The 16,214-nt window shown below is 34.3% G+C and carries 20 protein-coding genes; 16 read left to right on the top strand and 4 right to left on the bottom strand.

Translation table 11 applies throughout. From position 1 onward, the window contains the following. Positions 1–65 precede the first annotated feature (65 nt). The 11 genes from OU989_RS22925 to OU989_RS22875 all read left to right on the top strand — a co-directional run bounded on the left by OU989_RS22925 (position 66) and on the right by OU989_RS22875 (position 7,331). The gene (locus OU989_RS22925) at positions 66–422 is read left to right on the top strand and encodes a hypothetical protein (protein WP_274797591.1); all 357 of its coding nucleotides are present in this window, start codon (positions 66–68) and stop codon (positions 420–422) included. A gap of 148 nt (positions 423–570) precedes the next feature. Further along, positions 571–777, top strand: a complete 207-nt coding sequence (locus OU989_RS22920) for a hypothetical protein (RefSeq protein WP_274797590.1) — start codon at positions 571–573, stop codon at positions 775–777. A gap of 117 nt (positions 778–894) precedes the next feature. Continuing rightward, positions 895–1,230: a hypothetical protein gene (locus tag OU989_RS22915; protein WP_274797589.1), complete on the top strand. Its 336-nt coding sequence runs from the start codon at positions 895–897 to the stop codon at positions 1,228–1,230. A 243-nt stretch (positions 1,231–1,473) separates the two neighbouring features. Then, on the top strand, positions 1,474–2,634 hold the full coding sequence (locus OU989_RS22910; protein WP_274797588.1) for a hypothetical protein: 1,161 nt from the start codon (positions 1,474–1,476) through the stop codon (positions 2,632–2,634). A gap of 930 nt (positions 2,635–3,564) precedes the next feature. Further along, entirely contained in the window at positions 3,565–3,810 is a 246-nt protein-coding gene (locus OU989_RS22905) for a hypothetical protein (RefSeq protein ID WP_221682688.1), read from the top strand. Positions 3,811–3,881: 71 nt separating this feature from the next. Next, complete coding sequence (locus tag OU989_RS22900; RefSeq protein WP_274797587.1) at positions 3,882–4,862, top strand: GGDEF domain-containing protein; 981 nt, start codon at positions 3,882–3,884, stop codon at positions 4,860–4,862. 291 nt (positions 4,863–5,153) lie between these two features. After that, positions 5,154–5,753: a thermonuclease family protein gene (locus OU989_RS22895; RefSeq protein ID WP_274797586.1), complete on the top strand. Its 600-nt coding sequence runs from the start codon at positions 5,154–5,156 to the stop codon at positions 5,751–5,753. Continuing rightward, the gene (locus OU989_RS22890) at positions 5,744–5,986 is read left to right on the top strand and encodes a hypothetical protein (protein WP_274797585.1); all 243 of its coding nucleotides are present in this window, start codon (positions 5,744–5,746) and stop codon (positions 5,984–5,986) included. Before OU989_RS22895 ends, OU989_RS22890 begins: the two co-directional genes overlap by 10 nt. A 60-nt stretch (positions 5,987–6,046) precedes the next feature. After that, positions 6,047–6,445, top strand: coding sequence for a hypothetical protein (locus tag OU989_RS22885; protein WP_274797584.1), 399 nt, complete (start codon positions 6,047–6,049; stop codon positions 6,443–6,445). A gap of 262 nt (positions 6,446–6,707) precedes the next feature. After that, positions 6,708–6,941, top strand: coding sequence for a hypothetical protein (locus tag OU989_RS22880; protein ID WP_274797583.1), 234 nt, complete (start codon positions 6,708–6,710; stop codon positions 6,939–6,941). 48 nt (positions 6,942–6,989) lie between these two features. Further along, entirely contained in the window at positions 6,990–7,331 is a 342-nt protein-coding gene (locus OU989_RS22875; protein ID WP_274797582.1) for a hypothetical protein, read from the top strand. Between the two features lie 205 nt (positions 7,332–7,536). On the opposite strand, the gene OU989_RS22870 is transcribed toward OU989_RS22875, so the two are convergent. Together OU989_RS22870 and OU989_RS22865 are read right to left on the bottom strand one after the other, a co-directional pair. Continuing rightward, positions 7,537–8,244 carry an IS6 family transposase gene (locus tag OU989_RS22870; RefSeq protein WP_274797559.1) on the bottom strand — a complete coding sequence of 236 codons (708 nt, stop codon included), beginning with the start codon at positions 8,242–8,244 and terminating at the stop codon, positions 7,537–7,539. Between the two features lie 431 nt (positions 8,245–8,675). Continuing rightward, positions 8,676–9,338 (bottom strand): hypothetical protein, encoded by a 663-nt coding sequence (locus OU989_RS22865; protein ID WP_274797581.1) that lies wholly within the window; start codon positions 9,336–9,338, stop codon positions 8,676–8,678. A gap of 164 nt (positions 9,339–9,502) precedes the next feature. On the opposite strand from OU989_RS22865, the gene OU989_RS22860 reads away from it, so the two are divergent. Then, positions 9,503–9,736 carry a hypothetical protein gene (locus tag OU989_RS22860; RefSeq protein ID WP_274797580.1) on the top strand — a complete coding sequence of 78 codons (234 nt, stop codon included), beginning with the start codon at positions 9,503–9,505 and terminating at the stop codon, positions 9,734–9,736. Between the two features lie 182 nt (positions 9,737–9,918). Here the strand turns inward: OU989_RS22860 and OU989_RS22855 are convergent, their stop codons facing one another. Continuing rightward, the gene (locus OU989_RS22855; protein ID WP_274797579.1) at positions 9,919–10,605 is read right to left on the bottom strand and encodes a hypothetical protein; all 687 of its coding nucleotides are present in this window, start codon (positions 10,603–10,605) and stop codon (positions 9,919–9,921) included. Between the two features lie 219 nt (positions 10,606–10,824). Here OU989_RS22855 and OU989_RS22850 point away from each other — a divergent pair, with 219 nt between their 5' ends. After that, positions 10,825–11,283 carry a hypothetical protein gene (locus OU989_RS22850; protein ID WP_274797578.1) on the top strand — a complete coding sequence of 153 codons (459 nt, stop codon included), beginning with the start codon at positions 10,825–10,827 and terminating at the stop codon, positions 11,281–11,283. A gap of 1,277 nt (positions 11,284–12,560) precedes the next feature. Further along, positions 12,561–12,854, top strand: a complete 294-nt coding sequence (locus OU989_RS22845) for a hypothetical protein (RefSeq protein WP_274797577.1) — start codon at positions 12,561–12,563, stop codon at positions 12,852–12,854. 73 nt (positions 12,855–12,927) lie between these two features. On the opposite strand, the gene OU989_RS22840 is transcribed toward OU989_RS22845, so the two are convergent. Continuing rightward, positions 12,928–13,635: an IS6 family transposase gene (locus tag OU989_RS22840; protein WP_274797559.1), complete on the bottom strand. Its 708-nt coding sequence runs from the start codon at positions 13,633–13,635 to the stop codon at positions 12,928–12,930. Between the two features lie 441 nt (positions 13,636–14,076). Here OU989_RS22840 and OU989_RS22835 point away from each other — a divergent pair, with 441 nt between their 5' ends. Together OU989_RS22835 and OU989_RS22830 are read left to right on the top strand one after the other, a co-directional pair. After that, positions 14,077–15,081, top strand: coding sequence for a LacI family DNA-binding transcriptional regulator (locus OU989_RS22835; RefSeq protein ID WP_274797576.1), 1,005 nt, complete (start codon positions 14,077–14,079; stop codon positions 15,079–15,081). Positions 15,082–15,096: 15 nt separating this feature from the next. Continuing rightward, positions 15,097–16,158 (top strand): ABC transporter substrate-binding protein, encoded by a 1,062-nt coding sequence (locus OU989_RS22830; RefSeq protein WP_274797575.1) that lies wholly within the window; start codon positions 15,097–15,099, stop codon positions 16,156–16,158. The last annotated feature ends 56 nt before the right edge of the window (positions 16,159–16,214 follow it).

Below are 16,214 nucleotides of genomic sequence, written 5' to 3'. Positions count from 1 at the left end.
AATGAATAATGAGAAAGTGAGAATTAGATGCTCTAAATTTTCTGATGAAAGGAGTGCTTGAAGATATGAGAGAAATGAGGTTTCTTTATGTTATATTAGCTATTATGGTAATTCCAGTATTGTATGTAGTTGTGCTTAGTTTTCAAGACTCTCAAATCATAGAGGGTACTATACAACAGAAAAGTTTTCAAGAAAAGAAATGCACTCAGGAGCCGACATTCGATCCAGCATTTAATATGGTTATGCTTAAGGAAAATTGTGAAGGTCCAAATTGGACAATAAGAATTAATAATAAGCAATACGATGTGACTGAACATCTATACAATAAACTAGAAATCAATTCATCTTATTCGTTTTCCTATCATCCACTAAAAGGTATGTCATTACTAGAAGTTCGTAATCATGCAACAAGTAACAACTGAACATTTTTAGGTTTGCAAGATGCGGGGAAGAATATCTGTCCATAGCAACTGAATTTATGGCTAGTTATGGATTGGAGGATTACCATACTAAATGCATTAAGAACTAGTTATTTGAACAAATATGTGCGTAACAGAAGGAGAATATATAATGGGGTTTATTGACTTTGTTTTTTTAAGTATTACAGGAGTCATTTTTTTTATCAACCTGCTTTTATTAATATTAAGTTTGAAATCTGCGGATGACGAGGTTGAGCGTAAACGTTATAAAAAAACTTATGTACCAGTGATTACATTGTGTGTTATTGCGTTTATTCTATATGTTGCTGTAGTGAGTATTGGAAATATCGTAATTTAACTTTACAAATTTCACAAGAATTACATGTTTCTAATGCTACTTAGTAACGAATTGGAAGTCTAGAGGTTACAACAGATCGGATTACATACAATACCCAAATAGAAAAGGAGTTTTAACTTGAACAAACGTCAGAGAAAAAAGAATCAAAAAAAGTATCTCCCAATTCATGCAGATGAGTTTAATTTACTTACAATGACAGAAGATGAACAAAAAAAAGCGTGGAGTGAGTATCTAGAATTTAGAGAAAAACATGCTTATTGCAAGACATATCGGCAATTAAAAGAGTTTAAAAAAGCTAATAAAGGGATGATTTTTTATCAATTTTCTATTGGCAATCAAATGGGTAAATTTTTAAGAGAAGTTTCAAATTTTGGTCGCAAGAAATCTGAGCACTCAATTACAATAACTCAATCATTAACAGAGAATGAAAAACAGATGTTAAAGAAAATCTAAGCAATAGTTGGTGAACAAATGGAGTGTTATGAGAAATATAAAAATATCAATGTATAAAGTTCCTAATTACATTGTTTATTTATTAAATATTTGGTAAAATACCAACAACTTAATCTATTAACGGGAAGAACCCGCTTCAAATAAACCATTAAACCATGGTCTTTTTAAACATGGTCAGGGTTAGCATTTGAAGCGGGTTCTTTTTTATTTATTTGAAGAAAAGTAGGAGGCTTCATATTTAAAATGAACTTAAAGCCATATCGAGCATTAACTGAAAAAGAGTATGTAAATTTATTGAATGGATATAGAGAACATCTAATAACAATTGAAAAGTGGACTGAATTTAGGTCCAATCATTCTACATTAAGGCTACCAAGTAGTAAAACGTTGATTGATTCGTTTGGGAACTGGAATAACGTTAAAAGTGCCTTTGGTTTAAATAGAGAAACAATTAAGAGAATGAAAATGGCGGAGTACATTGAAATATTAAAACCCCATATAGCTTATATCCAAACACAATGGATATGGGAAGAATACAGAAAGCAACACGCAGAATTAAAACTCCCTAATTTAGAAACGATCATTAGATATTTTGGTAGTTGGAATAGTATGAAGCAGACAATGGGATTAGAAGTGATAAGACTGACAAATTTGGTGGCATTATCTCCAGCTGAGTATATTGAAAAATTACAACCCTATAAGGAACTTCTTAAAACTCAAGGAGTATGGGACGAACATAGAAGACAACATCCAGAATTAAAACTCCCTAGTATGCAAACTTTATGTGGTCATTTTGGCTCGAAGAAAAAACTAGAGCAGGCATTTGGAATTGCTAAAACCATTCAACAAGAACGAGATGAGTATGTAGATCTTTTATTACCTTACCAACGATACCTTAGAACAACTGCTTGTTGGAATGAATATAGGCAACAACATCCTGATCTAAACCTACCTCATTCCAGAACTTTAGAAAATTGTTTTGACGGATGGACCAACTTGAAACTTGCTATGGGTTTTGATGTGAAAAGAAGAAGAAAGAATAAAAGCAAGAAAGATACTTATATGGTGCTTTTGCAGTCACATAAAGACCATCTTGTAACGGTTAGAGGGTGGGATGAATATAGAAAGAACCATCCAGAATTGGAGCTACCGAGTAGCCAGGTATTAAGAAAAGTTTTTGGCGGGTGGAACAGTTTGAAATTAATTTTAGAAGTTAAGGTAAAAAATAAGGGTTTTGAAAATCTTGGTATTAAAGAGTATCTGCAGCCACATAAAAACCATCTTAAAACCGTTAGAAGCTGGGATGATTATCGAAGACTCAATCCGAATTTGAAGCTGCCAAGTAGTCAGACATTAAGGAAATATTATAAATCTTGGACAAATGTAAAAGATTTATTTGAATAACAATCTAAAGAAGAATGGAATTATAAAAATGATTTTTAAAAAAGTGAACTTAATAGCTAAAGCTACTAAAAGCAGAACAACAAAAGAGATTTGTTATGTTTCTACGATATTTAAACAAAATGTCTTAATAAACGCGTATGGAGATTTTGAAGTAGATGACCAGGATTATGATGTAAATTTAAAGCTTGATATTCCAGTGCATACCTTCGAATCGTTTATATGAGGTATTTTATTTAGAAGATCGGCTAAAAAATTATCTTAAAGAATCACAAAAAGGAAAGGTAGAGTATGAATCAATTGATCAGTTTATTAATAACTTCCTGAAAAGATTAAAAGGGATACTAGCTAGCGGCAAAAAGTTAGATGACTTGGATATTAGTACATTAAAAGCTATCAATGAAGGCGTCCCTTTTATGTCCAACGTTCATGTAATACCTATTGATTATCTCAAATCATATTCTTACAACGTGGGAATACGATTAGATGAAAGATTCAAGGAAAAAGGTTTTCAAGCCATAGAAAACGTAGGATATATTCGGTTAGATTCATGTGGTGAACGAGTAATAAATATTTCAGACATTGTAGAACAAAGAAATGTCGAAAATGAGTAACGATGTAAACAGTTATCTAAAGAAAAATAAAGCAGTAGTGTTATAACACCACTGCTTAAGAATTGGTCGCCCTTTTATGGATACAATAATGAATTATACCATATTTGTTACTGTTCATAAATAGGATTGTATCATATTAAAATATTTGATAAGATTTAATCAACTAAATACATTATCGGGAAGAACCCGCTTCAAAAATACCAATTGTCATGGTTTATTTCAATGACTTCTATTGGCATTTTGAAGCGGGTTTTTGTATTGGATAGGAGAAGTGAAATAAGACATTATAGAATTTTTTTATAAAGGAGAATGAATAAATATGAAAAAATATCGGGGATCATCGATGGAACAAAATGAGGAATCATGTCAGGATCTCGAAGGGCATTGGACATTCGCACATAGTAAAGAATTAGAATGGGAAAATGCCCCCTTTAAAACAAAAAAGAAAGCAATTGCTGCGGGTAAAGACGTACTTCCATGTGGCTTTTTAATAGGACAGTTAAAGAGAAAAGATAACAATTTGGAATACGAAATTGTGAATCTAGAGAAGTTAACGTTTAGTTGAAAGTGAATATAAGAAGAGCTCTTAAAACTAAGAAGTGAATTTGAGAGCAGGAAAAAGAAAGGATGAGTCCAATGCCAATATTAACTATTGTGTTGAGTACATTATATCAATACATAAGATTGCAATTTAACATGGCCATTAACATGAAAAATGCTAGAAAAGAAAACATGTTACTGTTAATTGGTCAATTACTATTATTACTATCAGCTGGTATTTATATATGGCTGCCGCTCCAGTTAAATTTTTATATCCCATTTTTAATGATGAGCATTTTTTTAGCAGAGTTTGTAAAGCCCTGGTTATTGAATGAACACTTTATTAGCAAAATAGTTATAGCTTTACTAGTCATAGCTACCTTCATCCCCTTTGTAAAAGGAATAGCCTTGATTTTTTTAATGCTCTATTTGATTTATGGGGGATATAAATACGGTGAATTTAAAGATCGATCAGCTGTATTAATCATGTCACTCTCAGCATTTTTAACAATTACAACAAACACAGATACATTTATTTGGAGCGGTGCGACAATCTATTTTGTGCTAAACCATATTAAGCACACAGCGCAGCTTTTAAGCATGATGAGAAATGCTAGTGAGAATGTCATTACTGATACCCTTACAGGCCTTTATAACCGACGCTGGCTATTTAAAAAGGCAGAACAATTAGTACAGCAGCAAGAAATAGGAATTATCTTTTGTGACATCGATAATTTTAAAAAATTGAATGATGAAAAAGGCCATGAGCATGGTGATCTTGTATTACAGCAAACAGGGGAAGTTATTCGAAGAATTTTAAATGGTTACGGTTTTGGGGTTAGGTACGGTGGAGAAGAGTTGATTGGATTAGTGACTAACACCATGTTCACTGAACGCCTTGCTGAAAAAATCTTGGAATCAGTCCGAAAAGAGATAAACATCACTATGTCAATTGGTATTGCTGTGGGGCAAGGTTCAGTCGAAGAACTACTAAAGACCGCTGACGAACGTATGTACATTTCTAAAAACACTGGAAAAAATAAAATAACGATACAAGATGAAGTAGAAGCTTCATGAGTTTGAAAAAGCCCTTGCATTAAGGGCTTTTTCGGTGTAACGGTATATCACGATTAGTGTACGAAACGTTAAACAGTCTTGGTCAAAACAAAAATTCGAAGAGAATTGTCGTATTTTTGGAATGCTATTTACCTGAATGTTAAGGAGATAATTTTCGATGTAACTACGGACATTCAAAAAGAATACCGCTTCATTGCTTAATTTAAATTTATATATTAGTAGCGTTTTTATACAAAAGCTTCAAAACATGCTTAGATAGAACTTGAATATAGACAGAAAAGAGGATGAGACATGAACTGGAAACGAATACTTACAATCAGTTTATTGACCCTATCATTAGCTGCTTGTGAGGATGATCAAACTAGTCCTAAGAAAGAGCCATCTATTATTTATGAAGTAAACGAGCAAATGATGGCAAAATCAGATAGTGGAGTCGGTGAAGAAGTACCTGAATTAGAATCTAATCAGGAGAAAGTTAAGTTTTTATGGGCAAGTGACGGTGATACTGCGGTATTCGAAAGGATTGACAATAGCAAGGGGAGTATCGGGGAGCAAATAAAAGTTCGTTTTTTACTTATCGATAGTGCTGAGATTAAAGATAAAGAAACTGGAAAGCCCCAACCTTTTGCTGAAGCGGCCAAGGCACGAACTACAGAACTCTTACAGTCCGCAAAAGAGATAATAATAGAGACTGATGAAGGGGATCATTATGATAAGTACCAGCGATTATTGGCCTATGTATTTGTGGACGGTGTATCTGTACAAGAAATCCTTTTAGAAGAGGGGTTAGCGAAGGTAAAATATGTGTTCCCTCCAAACATCCGTTACCTAGATCAATTTAAAGAAGCAGAGAAAATTGCAATTAATGAGGGTGTTGGATTGTGGGAATGAAAGTAATTAAAGACATTAATATTTTAAGGTCAATGGATTTAAGTTCTGTTAATGCAATACAGTACTTAGGACTAGTATATAAAAGAATAACTATGGTAGGAGAACCAAAGACAACGTTATTTTTCTATAACGTGACGGAACGCCATTTAATTAAAATTAAAAGTAATGATTATTTACTTGCTTCATATGTTATTCTTCATAAGGTTTCAGACAATGTATATAAGGCTACATAAAAGCCCTTTTAGGGAGTGTAATTATTTTAAAAAGTGAAGGAAGTAAGGAGATGAATTGTGATGGTTCTTGAACAATTTAGTCTTTTTGATGAAGAAATATACAATAAACCAACTGAAAAAAGTAACAAAAAATCGATACCTATACCTGAACATGAGGCAAACTTATTGAATAATCATGTACTACCTCTACTACAAGAGAATGGAATAAAAAATGAAGAATTAAAAGTATGTGTACGTGATGTTAATGAATCTTGGATGGTAATTGAAGCTGCCACAAAGGATATATGCGTTACTATGACTATTTGGAATAATGGTAATAAAGATTATATCCATTATAAGTCCAATATCATTACAGAAGCATACGTAAAACAGTATTTTACAAACCGGACTAAGCCTTCACAAATTTACTATTTAGAAAAGATGTTAGAACGAAATACTATTAAATTTCTTAGTAAATAAGGGTAATATTTTTACTGTACTAAAACTATTAAGTGATGATAGATTAGAATTTAGGGTATGGTAAAAGAGGGATTAATAGAATATAATATCCATAATATCTAAAAAATTCGGAAGCACCGAATAGACGTATTTATTTACGTTTATTCGGTGCTTTTTTATTTCACTTTGATTTTTTTACAAGGTTTGTGAAAGAGATAATAATTATATAAGTGCTGCTGCCTTTGAGTAGGTTAATCGAAAGAAATTGTACAGGAGGAACGCTATGGATTATCTAAGGTATTTTCGCAATGAATTTATGAAAATAGCGGGTGAAAAACGTTGGAAACGGATAGCAGTTATTGCATTTGGGTTAGGAATATATTGGTGCTTCATCGAGTGGGTGACTATTGGTCAATTAAAGCCTAACTATTGGCATGATGTTATTTGTTTAGGAATTGCAATAGTAGTGGAACGTTGCTTACCATGGGGAAAGCATAAAAAAGCAGGTGAACCATGAAAAAAGAGACTTTTTATTAAATGGCACAAGAGGGTGGTGGCTAAAAAAGTGGATAAATTAGAGGACATTATTATGCCGAATGATGAAGAACTTAAAAAATTGTACTGTAAGGGGTTAAAAAACATGATAGATAAGACTATAGAAAGTGTGTCTATTCAAACTTCAAATAATTATTGTGGTCTTAGATTTTGGGAGCTCAGATGTTTAAGGAAGGATGGGAAATATAATATCTTCAATTTGATGGTAAGTACCATGCAAGAATATGGGGTAGCAAAAACACTTAATAGTACTAAAAAAGTAACCAATTGGTTAAATTCTGAGATTGGTCTTGCTTGGGTGAACGAGCGCAAAGAAGAAGCCACAAGCACAGGAATAGGGTTGTTTTTATGATACATCAGAGCGAATGTATTCAGGCCCAGGGGCACTGAGAAGTCTTTGATACTGTCTTAAATTCATCAATAAATACGGCTGCTAAGACATTTGCTATTATAGATTTTAAAATTTCACTAGGCAATTGCGACATAAAATAAAGGGTTCTGGTGCAAACACTTGAAAAAATATAATAAAGCGAATGATTTCTAGTGAACCCTTGGTCTTAAGCTGCTAATCCAAAAAGTTGATGGATGAATTCTTTTTGATTTTGGACAGACTTCCTCCCTTGGAGAGTCTGCCCTTTTTTAATCATGTGCATAGCCTCTATCCCAGCAATAATTCGTTTGGCAGTCCGTAAGGACTTTAATCCAAGCATCGGGCGAATTCGTTTTTTAATAAAGCGATGATCCTGCTCTATGATATTGTTGAGATATTTAACTTGCCTTAGTTGAATGCCTTCGGGTAGCTGCTTTTCTTCTTTTAATTCTTGGATAGCGAGGGGATAAGCTGGGTTCTTGTCTACTGTTATCACTCGGGGTTTAGAAACGTGCGAAAAAGCCAAGGCCTTCTTAAAAAAGCGCTTGGCTGCTTGTTTATCTCTTGATTCACTTAAATAAAAATCAATGGTATTCCCATCTGAATCAACGGAACGATATAGATACATCCATTGACCTTTTACTTTGATATAGGTTTCATCGACTCTCCAGGAATCATTTGTTGGCTTAAGATGACGTCGAACTCTTTTATCTAATACCGGTCCATATTGATGAACCCATCGCATAATGGTTGTGTGGGCCATTGATAATCCACGTTCTTCCATCATCTCAACTAAATTACGAAAGCTCAAGTTGTACCGAAGGTACCATCTCACTGTTAACAAAATAATTTCAGGTTGAAAGTGTTTCCACTTGAATAGTTGTTCCTTTTCCATACAAATCACGTCCCTATTTAGAGTAATAGTGTTAATATACCCTTACTTTAGAGGTGAATTGCAGTTGTTTATATTTTTTTGCACCAGAACCATTTGGTTTTACAGGAGTAAATACGGCTAAAGCTGAAACTTCTGAAGGGAACAGAAGCTTCAGCTTTAGCTGCATGTACCAATGTTTCATTAACTATATTTGAACAAAATTTACAAACTGGTAAAGTTGTTTTTATTGTTAAAAGTAATCCGGGGAATACTGTAAAATTTGATATTACTAAATTCGGTACTGATGAAGTCGTTGCAAGTTCATATCTAAATGCAACTAATGGTACTTCTACAGTAACGGAATATTTAAAACCTGGTTTCTATTATGCTTCAGCATATCAATATGCACCATGTGCAGGTAATAGTAATGGAATACAATTTGGAATGTAAATTTAATATGTTTGACCTTCTAAATATCCTTGAACATTAATCGTAAATTTCGATAGATCAAAATTGTGTTCTTGTATAACTTCTGTTGCTATCTTTTGTATTTTCAACTTAGTACTTTCATCAAGATTTTCAACAGGTAATTTAATGTGTATTTTAGCTTCTTTTTCAGATAAAGCATTAGGTTCTATCGCAAATGCTTTGTAGTTATTTTCAATTAATTTAAGCCCAATCTGACCACCTAAATCGTCTATTTGGGATTTAAAATCTTGTGTTTCAGAGAGAACATTAATTACATTAATTTTAATTTGTTCTGGGTTAAATTTGTTTTTCTTTATTACACTAGAAGCTATACTCTGTATCTTGTCTTTTAAAGCTTTATCTACTTTTTGTTCAACAGGGAATTTTACTGTGAATTCAACAGGTTTATTGTTCAATTCCCCATGTTGTAACGTAAATTGCAAGTTTTCTTTCTTTAATTCTTTGCCGATATTATCCATCAACTTAGAGAGTTCTAATTCTTCTTTACTGATGTTAAGAGTTTCCGTTTGAACTTTTTTAATCTCATTTGCGAAAGAGTGAGATTGTTTGACAAAAACAGCAGACAGAACTACTACAGAAACACAGACTAGAAATACGAACATTTTGATGAAAATTTTTTTTCTCATTTATTTAACAGCTCCTTTTCAGCTATAGTCATAATATGAGAAAATTACTGGTAATTATTCATATTGATTAAGGGGATTTTTGGATATTTAAATCAAAAACAAAGGGGATTGAAAAGGACTTTCCGAATGAAAGTCCTTTTATGTTTACCTTATGGAGATCGATTATGTCGACCATCAGAACCTTTCATGAAGGAGGAGAGCAGGATTTGTTGAATGATAGTTTAGAGTATTGTCCGCACTGTCATACCAATTTACAGGGGGATGCCATACCAGAAGAACAGCAAAAATCCTATAATGCCACACATTTTACAAGAAAAATTGGCATGACCACGGTAAAAGCCGATCGAATTTTGTATTGGCAATGTCCTGATTGTGATGGAAAGTGGTCAATAAAATAAAGTTACTTTTAATACTTTAAGTAATCGATTGATTGGTTTTATTAGATTTTATCGAAATTCAGATGCATAATGATTATGAACAGTAAATCGTCCACTACCTTTCCCCAAAGGTATGTGAAGGGCAAAGCCGTTATTTCTTCGGTAAAAGAAATAATGGCCTTTTTAAAAAATAAACACATCTTTTAAAAAGATGTGTTTATTTTTTCTTTATGTTTGTTATAGATGTATATTTTAACAGTACTTTCATTTACAAGTTTATTAGAAAATAGCTTTTTCCCTAACGTTGTATGAATTGTATTTTCTATTTCCTTGCCAATAGTTTCTTGGTTGTTTCTTTCTAGGAATGTATCTACTTCAATAATTAGTTCTGGGGGAGAATCTGGTGGGGTAATACTCATATTTATTTTGTCAAAGTAATTTGAATGAGCCTTAGATATATCGTTATCTATAGTTTTGCCTATTTCACTTATTAAATTATGTCTTTCCAACAGTTCTTTGTTTACCATTGGGCTTTCACTTTTTTTTACATTAACGTTATAAGCTTCAAATTTAGTAGACTTAATTAAACTTTTCACAATGTCTTTTACTTCCTGTTTCACTGAATCATAATACTCTTGATTTCCAAGAACGCCTATATATATATCTTTTGTATTATTATCAACGTGTATTTTAATACTAACTCCACTTATGTCATATTTTCCTGACAGTTTTTCTTCTATCTTTTCCATCATTTTAACGTCGGCATTTTTTTGTGGTGGACTAATGTTTTTTTCAGCAGAACTATTTAACGTTGCTAATCCGAAGTTTAATAGAAGAACCCCCATGATGCTTAAGACTACAATAAGGACTTTTTTTCTAATAAACCCCATCTCCTCTCATTTAACGATATGAGCAGATATTAAGATGTATTCGATTTTTTTCGGGTTCATATAACATTCTAACGATTTTTTTGACATCGAAGTTATAAGTGCTGTGGTTGATCTGTGTAAAAGCAAGCACAGCACTTATTTACTTTTTTAAAATCCTAACAAGGTGATACTGCATATTTATCGAAATATTAGAGAATGTCAATTAAAGGGGGTACTGGTTTGAAAATAGGGGAAATTATAGAAGCATTAAAGCATGGTAAAGCATTGGCTGACTTAGGGAAAGAACTTTCTGTAGGGAAAGAAAAGTTAAGTAAGGCACTTAAAAAAGCAGGCTATGTGTTTAATCGAAGAACTGGATGGACGTTCATGGGATCGGGTCAAGAACCATTAAACAAAGAGTATACAGAGTTTATTGACCAAAGTAGAAGCGTAAAAAAAGAGAATGCGAACGTTCCAACGAAGGTGCAAACAAACGTTGTTTCTAAGGTTTATTTAAACGAACAAACAAAGGAATTAATGAAAGAACGAATTAAGGTTGTTAGGAAACGTTCTTCTTTTGACATAAATATAGAACTCTTGAAAGACTTAAAAATACAAGCAGTCATTCATGATAAAAATGTTTACGAAATTGTAGAAAATGCGATTAGAAAAGAATTAGAGGAAATGAAAAAGGGATAATTTATTTACTACAGAGGAGTGAATAAGCCCATTACTTTATGACAAAAAGTAGTGGGCTTTTTTATATAGAACTAAATCAATGGAATAATTAGAAACCTTCTAGTCTATGATAAAGCATTTAGTAGATTGGAGGTGTTTTGTATATATGAAAAAGGTATTTTTCTTTTTATATGTCCTTGGCGTAATTGCTAATGTAATTACTATTATTAGTTTTGTAAGGGGGATTTTTTAAATTGTAACGCAGATTCAAAAAGGAATAGGAATTCTTTCCTTTTTGAATCGAGTACAGCAAGCCAGCGTAGCTGGTGCGGTAGTGTTTTTGCTAGATTTGGAGGGTCGAAAATGGTATATTGTAAAATATAAATATTTACCTTTTCGACATGCTCTAGCGTGGTCTATGCTCACCTCCACTGGCAATTTGTTTTGTTTATGACGTGAGATTATTCAATTTTTGCTAGAGTGCTGTTTGTACTTACCTTCACTGTCTCATAGGGAGATATAACGTAAGAAGTTACAGCATAAAAGCGTTTTAAACGCAATTTTGGCATCAGAAGTCTTGATTACGCAATGACGTAAATGAACATATGATGCACCCATTAAATACATTGGAATTACCACAAGCGTAGTCGTGTATTGGGATATAAACAAACAGGGAGGCACTAAGTGTCTGTTTAAATCGTTTGATTGATGAAGCAGAAAGCCTATTGGCTATTTTTGCGTGTTAAAAATTATATAAGGGGACATTTAGTGTCCAATTTAAACTGATTGAGCGTTATCGCACATTCGGTTTTTTTGCGTTTTACGCAATTGAAAAATAAAAATCAAAAAAGGAGGACTGTGAACAAAAAATACAAAAGGAGTTTTCAAAGAGGGTATGAAAAGAAATTAAAGCTTACGAACGTTACAACGAAGGTTCAAATGAACGTTGGTTCTAAGGTTTATTTGAACGAACCAACAAAGAACAGATTGTTAAATTTTTTATGTTTTATTAATTGCTCGGTACGAGCAAAGGGTTTTGATTTTCTATCAGCGTTAGCTGATTTACGTTGCGTAGCAGCGTAACATTGGACAGCTTGCTGTCTTCGTTGCAAAGCAACGACATGCTTTTTAGCTCGCCTGTTAAGGCTTGAGCGGATGTTTTAAGCTGATATACCGATTACCTTATTTTTTACACAAATACATATGATGCGATACCCCACCTTAGGGTAAGTGGCTCAACGGAGCCACGCACCCTAAGGTGGATTGAGACATGCCAAATTTGAGAGGAGGTGAAAATTTTGAGTAGAAAAAGGTCAAGAAATAGCAAGGCAAGAGCGTCCATTGTACATGATGTGAAGACTGCGTTGGATGCCATTGATATGATTGGACACTCAAAAAAGGATGCTCGTAAAGAAGGGATTAAGGGTATCCATTCGTTAAAGCAAAAATCCAACAGCATGTCGGATTGCCAAAACTTCGTTAAATGGGTAAGGGCTGAACATGGGATACGCAAGTTGGACCATCTAACGGAGCAACACATAAAGCCTATTTTGCTTATCTGGAGGGCAAAGGCATCTCCAAAGGACACATGATTAACGTGGAGGTTCTGGTGCAAACACTTGAAAAAATATAATAAAGCGAATGATTTCTAGTGAACCCTTGGTCTTAAGCTGCTAATCCAAAAAGTTGATGGATGAATTCTTTTTGATTTTGGACAGACTTCCTCCCTTGGAGAGTCTGCCCTTTTTTAATCATGTGCATAGCCTCTATCCCAGCAATAATTCGTTTGGCAGTCCGTAAGGACTTTAATCCAAGCATCGGGCGAATTCGTTTTTTAATAAAGCGATGATCCTGCTCTATGATATTGTTGAGATATTTAACTTGCCTTAGTTGAATGCCTTCGGGTAGCTGCTTTTCTTCTTTTAATTCTTGGATAGCGAGGGGATAAGCTGGGTTCTTGTCTACTGTTATCACTCGGGGTTTAGAAACGTGCGAAAAAGCCAAGGCCTTCTTAAAAAAGCGCTTGGCTGCTTGTTTATCTCTTGATTCACTTAAATAAAAATCAATGGTATTCCCATCTGAATCAACGGAACGATATAGATACATCCATTGACCTTTTACTTTGATATAGGTTTCATCGACTCTCCAGGAATCATTTGTTGGCTTAAGATGACGTCGAACTCTTTTATCTAATACCGGTCCATATTGATGAACCCATCGCATAATGGTTGTGTGGGCCATTGATAATCCACGTTCTTCCATCATCTCAACTAAATTACGAAAGCTCAAGTTGTACCGAAGGTACCATCTCACTGTTAACAAAATAATTTCAGGTTGAAAGTGTTTCCACTTGAATAGTTGTTCCTTTTCCATACAAATCACGTCCCTATTTAGAGTAATAGTGTTAATATACCCTTACTTTAGAGGTGAATTGCAGTTGTTTATATTTTTTTGCACCAGAACCCCTTTTCCTTTATATCTCCAACTAAGTTTATCATTGAAGTGATATCAAAATAATGTATTAAGAGAAATATGTCCATAGGAGAGCTATTCCTTTTTTTGTGTAGATTTTCGATGTCTTTACAAATTATTAACATCATTTCATTTACATCTAGGGCTATTAATATAAGAAGAAGTCATTAATAGGGAGATTATAAATTTTAATTTTCATTACATTTATTTACACGAATTTAACGACTGCTCCATATATGCTATACAAACTACTTTTATAATAGGATTTGTTATTGGGAACGTTACCGAAAACGTTACCGATAATAGGGCAGGGCATATTTAGGATAGTAAGGAGAGTTTTTTATGGCACCGAGCATTAAAACGATCGCGCAATCATTAGGAATATCCGTTTCAACTGTTTCCCGTGCGCTGAACAATCACCCAGATATTAATATTCAAACGAAGGAGCTTGTATTAGCGAAGGCGAAGGAGCTAAATTATACGCCAAATGCATTTGCGCGTGGCCTCATACACAAAAAGAGCTATACAGTTGGTCTCATGATTCCTGATATTACCGATCCCTTCTTTGCGGATATTGCAAGAGAAATCGAAAAGGTATTGTTTCCAGCAGGGTATCAAGTTGTATATGGAAGCACCGCTCGTGATGCGGAGAAGGAGAAGGAATTTATAAAAAATGCCGTATCGAGACAATTTGACGGTTTAATTCTGACGCCCGATCATTTCGATGAACAGCTAATCGAACTACTACAAACACTCAAAATTCCGGTTGTATTTTTAAGAAGGCGGGGTGTGTCACAGCTAAATATTCCCTATATAGATGTGGATCATTACAAGGCTGCTTGTGAAGCAGTGCAATATTTGATTGAGCTAGGGCATAAAGAAATCGGCTTTTTAAGTATGCCAGATACCTCCTTCACAGGGCAAATGCGAAAGCAAGGATATGTAGATACACTAGCAAAAAATCGGCTAAATCCTTTGTTCGAAGAAGGTGGGCGTACGATTGAGGATGGCCGTGAAGGAATGCATCAGTTGCTACAAAAGCATGAAGTTACTGCCGTATTTGCAGCAAATGATTTGTTAGGAATTGGCGCACTCGAATATTTAACCGTACATAATATTCGTATTCCTGAAGAAATATCAGTAATTGGATTCGATAATATCGAAATCTCAGCCTTACATTGGATTCAGTTAACGACAATGGATCAGCCCCGTAAACAAATGGGGCAGCAAGTAGCAAACCTATTATTACAAACTATTCAGGCACTCGATAAAAACGAGTCATTGCCAGAACAACCAGCATTAATAGAAGCAAACCTATTAAAAAGGCTAACGTGCCAAAAATTATAATTGGAGGAAATTTAAATGTTTAACATGAAAAAAGTGTTTAGCCGTACAGCGATGATTTTAGCAGCAACTGTTGCATTGGCAGCATGTGGTGATGAAAACGACGCAGAGGTAACAAACACATCTGCACAAAAAAATTCAAGTGAGCCAATTGTTGTCTATTCATCTTTAAACGAAGATGCAATGACACGTATCGAGGAAAGCTTCGAAAAAACTACAGGTATCGAAATGGATTACTTACTATTTAACTCGGCTGGGGAAGCGAGCTCACGTGTACAAGCGGAAGGAAAATCACCGCAAGCTGACGTATTAATTGGGGGCTCAGTAGAGTTTTATGAGCCTTTAGCTGAAACAGAGCTTTTAGCGCAATATGCATCGCCAAATGCGAAAGATTTAGATCCAATGTTTTTAAATGTGGATAACTATTTCCAAGGCTGGTATACAGGAGTATTAGCATATGTTTTAAATAATGAGCGCTTCGCTGAAACAGTTGGAGCAAAGGGTGTACAAGAGCCGACAACATGGGAAGACATTACAGACCCAGCGTATAAGGACGAACTAATTTTACCGAACCCAGCGACAGTCGGAAGTGGTTACATTTACACAGCGACACAAATTTTCCGAAAAGGTGAAGACGAAGCGTTCAAATATTTTGAGCAGACAGCTGCAAACGCGCATCACTTCACAGCCTCTGGTGGAGATTCTATTAACCTAGTATCAACAGGTGAGTTTACAATTGGTCTTCACTGGGCACATGACATTATTAAAGCAGCTGAAAAAGGCTACCCAATAAAAGCGATTATTCCAGAAGAAAATGCAATTGAAATTGGTGGTTCAGCAATTTTAGCTGGTACGGATCAAATGGATGAATCACAACAGTTTATCGACTGGTTACTTTCAGTGGAAGGACAAGAGCTAATTCGCAATGAAACGGCTCGCTACTCTGTACGTGATGACATCGCTCCGCCGGCAGGGGTACCAGCATTCTCGGAATTAAAGTTAATTGACTATAATCGTGTGAAGGCAACAGAAATGAAAGAGGATATTTTATCACGCTTTACGCCTTTAACAACAAAATAAACTGATTTTTTACAGAAATGGGGCTGTTTTGTATAAGCTTGTGCAAGGCAGCCTGC

The organism is Lysinibacillus irui, from assembly GCF_028877475.1.
In the GTDB taxonomy this organism is placed as follows: Bacteria; Bacillota; Bacilli; order Bacillales_A; family Planococcaceae; genus Lysinibacillus; species Lysinibacillus irui.
Note: the sequence above shows the minus strand (reverse complement) of the source record. Positions and strands in the feature narration are given on the sequence as shown.

Excerpts from the sequence above, each read along its gene's own strand:
- OU989_RS22920 (WP_274797590.1), top strand. The coding sequence starts at position 571 with ATGGGGTTTATTGACTTTGTTTTTTTAAGTATTACAGGAGTCATTTTT.
- OU989_RS22870 (WP_274797559.1), bottom strand. The coding sequence starts at position 8,244 with ATGGAAAAGGAACAACTATTCAAGTGGAAACACTTTCAACCTGAAATT.
- OU989_RS22880 (WP_274797583.1), top strand. The coding sequence starts at position 6,708 with ATGGATTATCTAAGGTATTTTCGCAATGAATTTATGAAAATAGCGGGT.
- OU989_RS22905 (WP_221682688.1), top strand. The coding sequence starts at position 3,565 with ATGAAAAAATATCGGGGATCATCGATGGAACAAAATGAGGAATCATGT.
- OU989_RS22925 (WP_274797591.1), top strand. The coding sequence starts at position 66 with ATGAGAGAAATGAGGTTTCTTTATGTTATATTAGCTATTATGGTAATT.
- OU989_RS22835 (WP_274797576.1), top strand. The coding sequence starts at position 14,077 with ATGGCACCGAGCATTAAAACGATCGCGCAATCATTAGGAATATCCGTT.
- OU989_RS22900 (WP_274797587.1), top strand. The coding sequence starts at position 3,882 with ATGCCAATATTAACTATTGTGTTGAGTACATTATATCAATACATAAGA.
- OU989_RS22865 (WP_274797581.1), bottom strand. The coding sequence starts at position 9,338 with ATGAGAAAAAAAATTTTCATCAAAATGTTCGTATTTCTAGTCTGTGTT.
- OU989_RS22830 (WP_274797575.1), top strand. The coding sequence starts at position 15,097 with ATGTTTAACATGAAAAAAGTGTTTAGCCGTACAGCGATGATTTTAGCA.
- OU989_RS22895 (WP_274797586.1), top strand. The coding sequence starts at position 5,154 with ATGAACTGGAAACGAATACTTACAATCAGTTTATTGACCCTATCATTA.
- OU989_RS22910 (WP_274797588.1), top strand. The coding sequence starts at position 1,474 with ATGAACTTAAAGCCATATCGAGCATTAACTGAAAAAGAGTATGTAAAT.
- OU989_RS22885 (WP_274797584.1), top strand. The coding sequence starts at position 6,047 with ATGGTTCTTGAACAATTTAGTCTTTTTGATGAAGAAATATACAATAAA.
- OU989_RS22860 (WP_274797580.1), top strand. The coding sequence starts at position 9,503 with ATGTCGACCATCAGAACCTTTCATGAAGGAGGAGAGCAGGATTTGTTG.
- OU989_RS22855 (WP_274797579.1), bottom strand. The coding sequence starts at position 10,605 with ATGGGGTTTATTAGAAAAAAAGTCCTTATTGTAGTCTTAAGCATCATG.
- OU989_RS22840 (WP_274797559.1), bottom strand. The coding sequence starts at position 13,635 with ATGGAAAAGGAACAACTATTCAAGTGGAAACACTTTCAACCTGAAATT.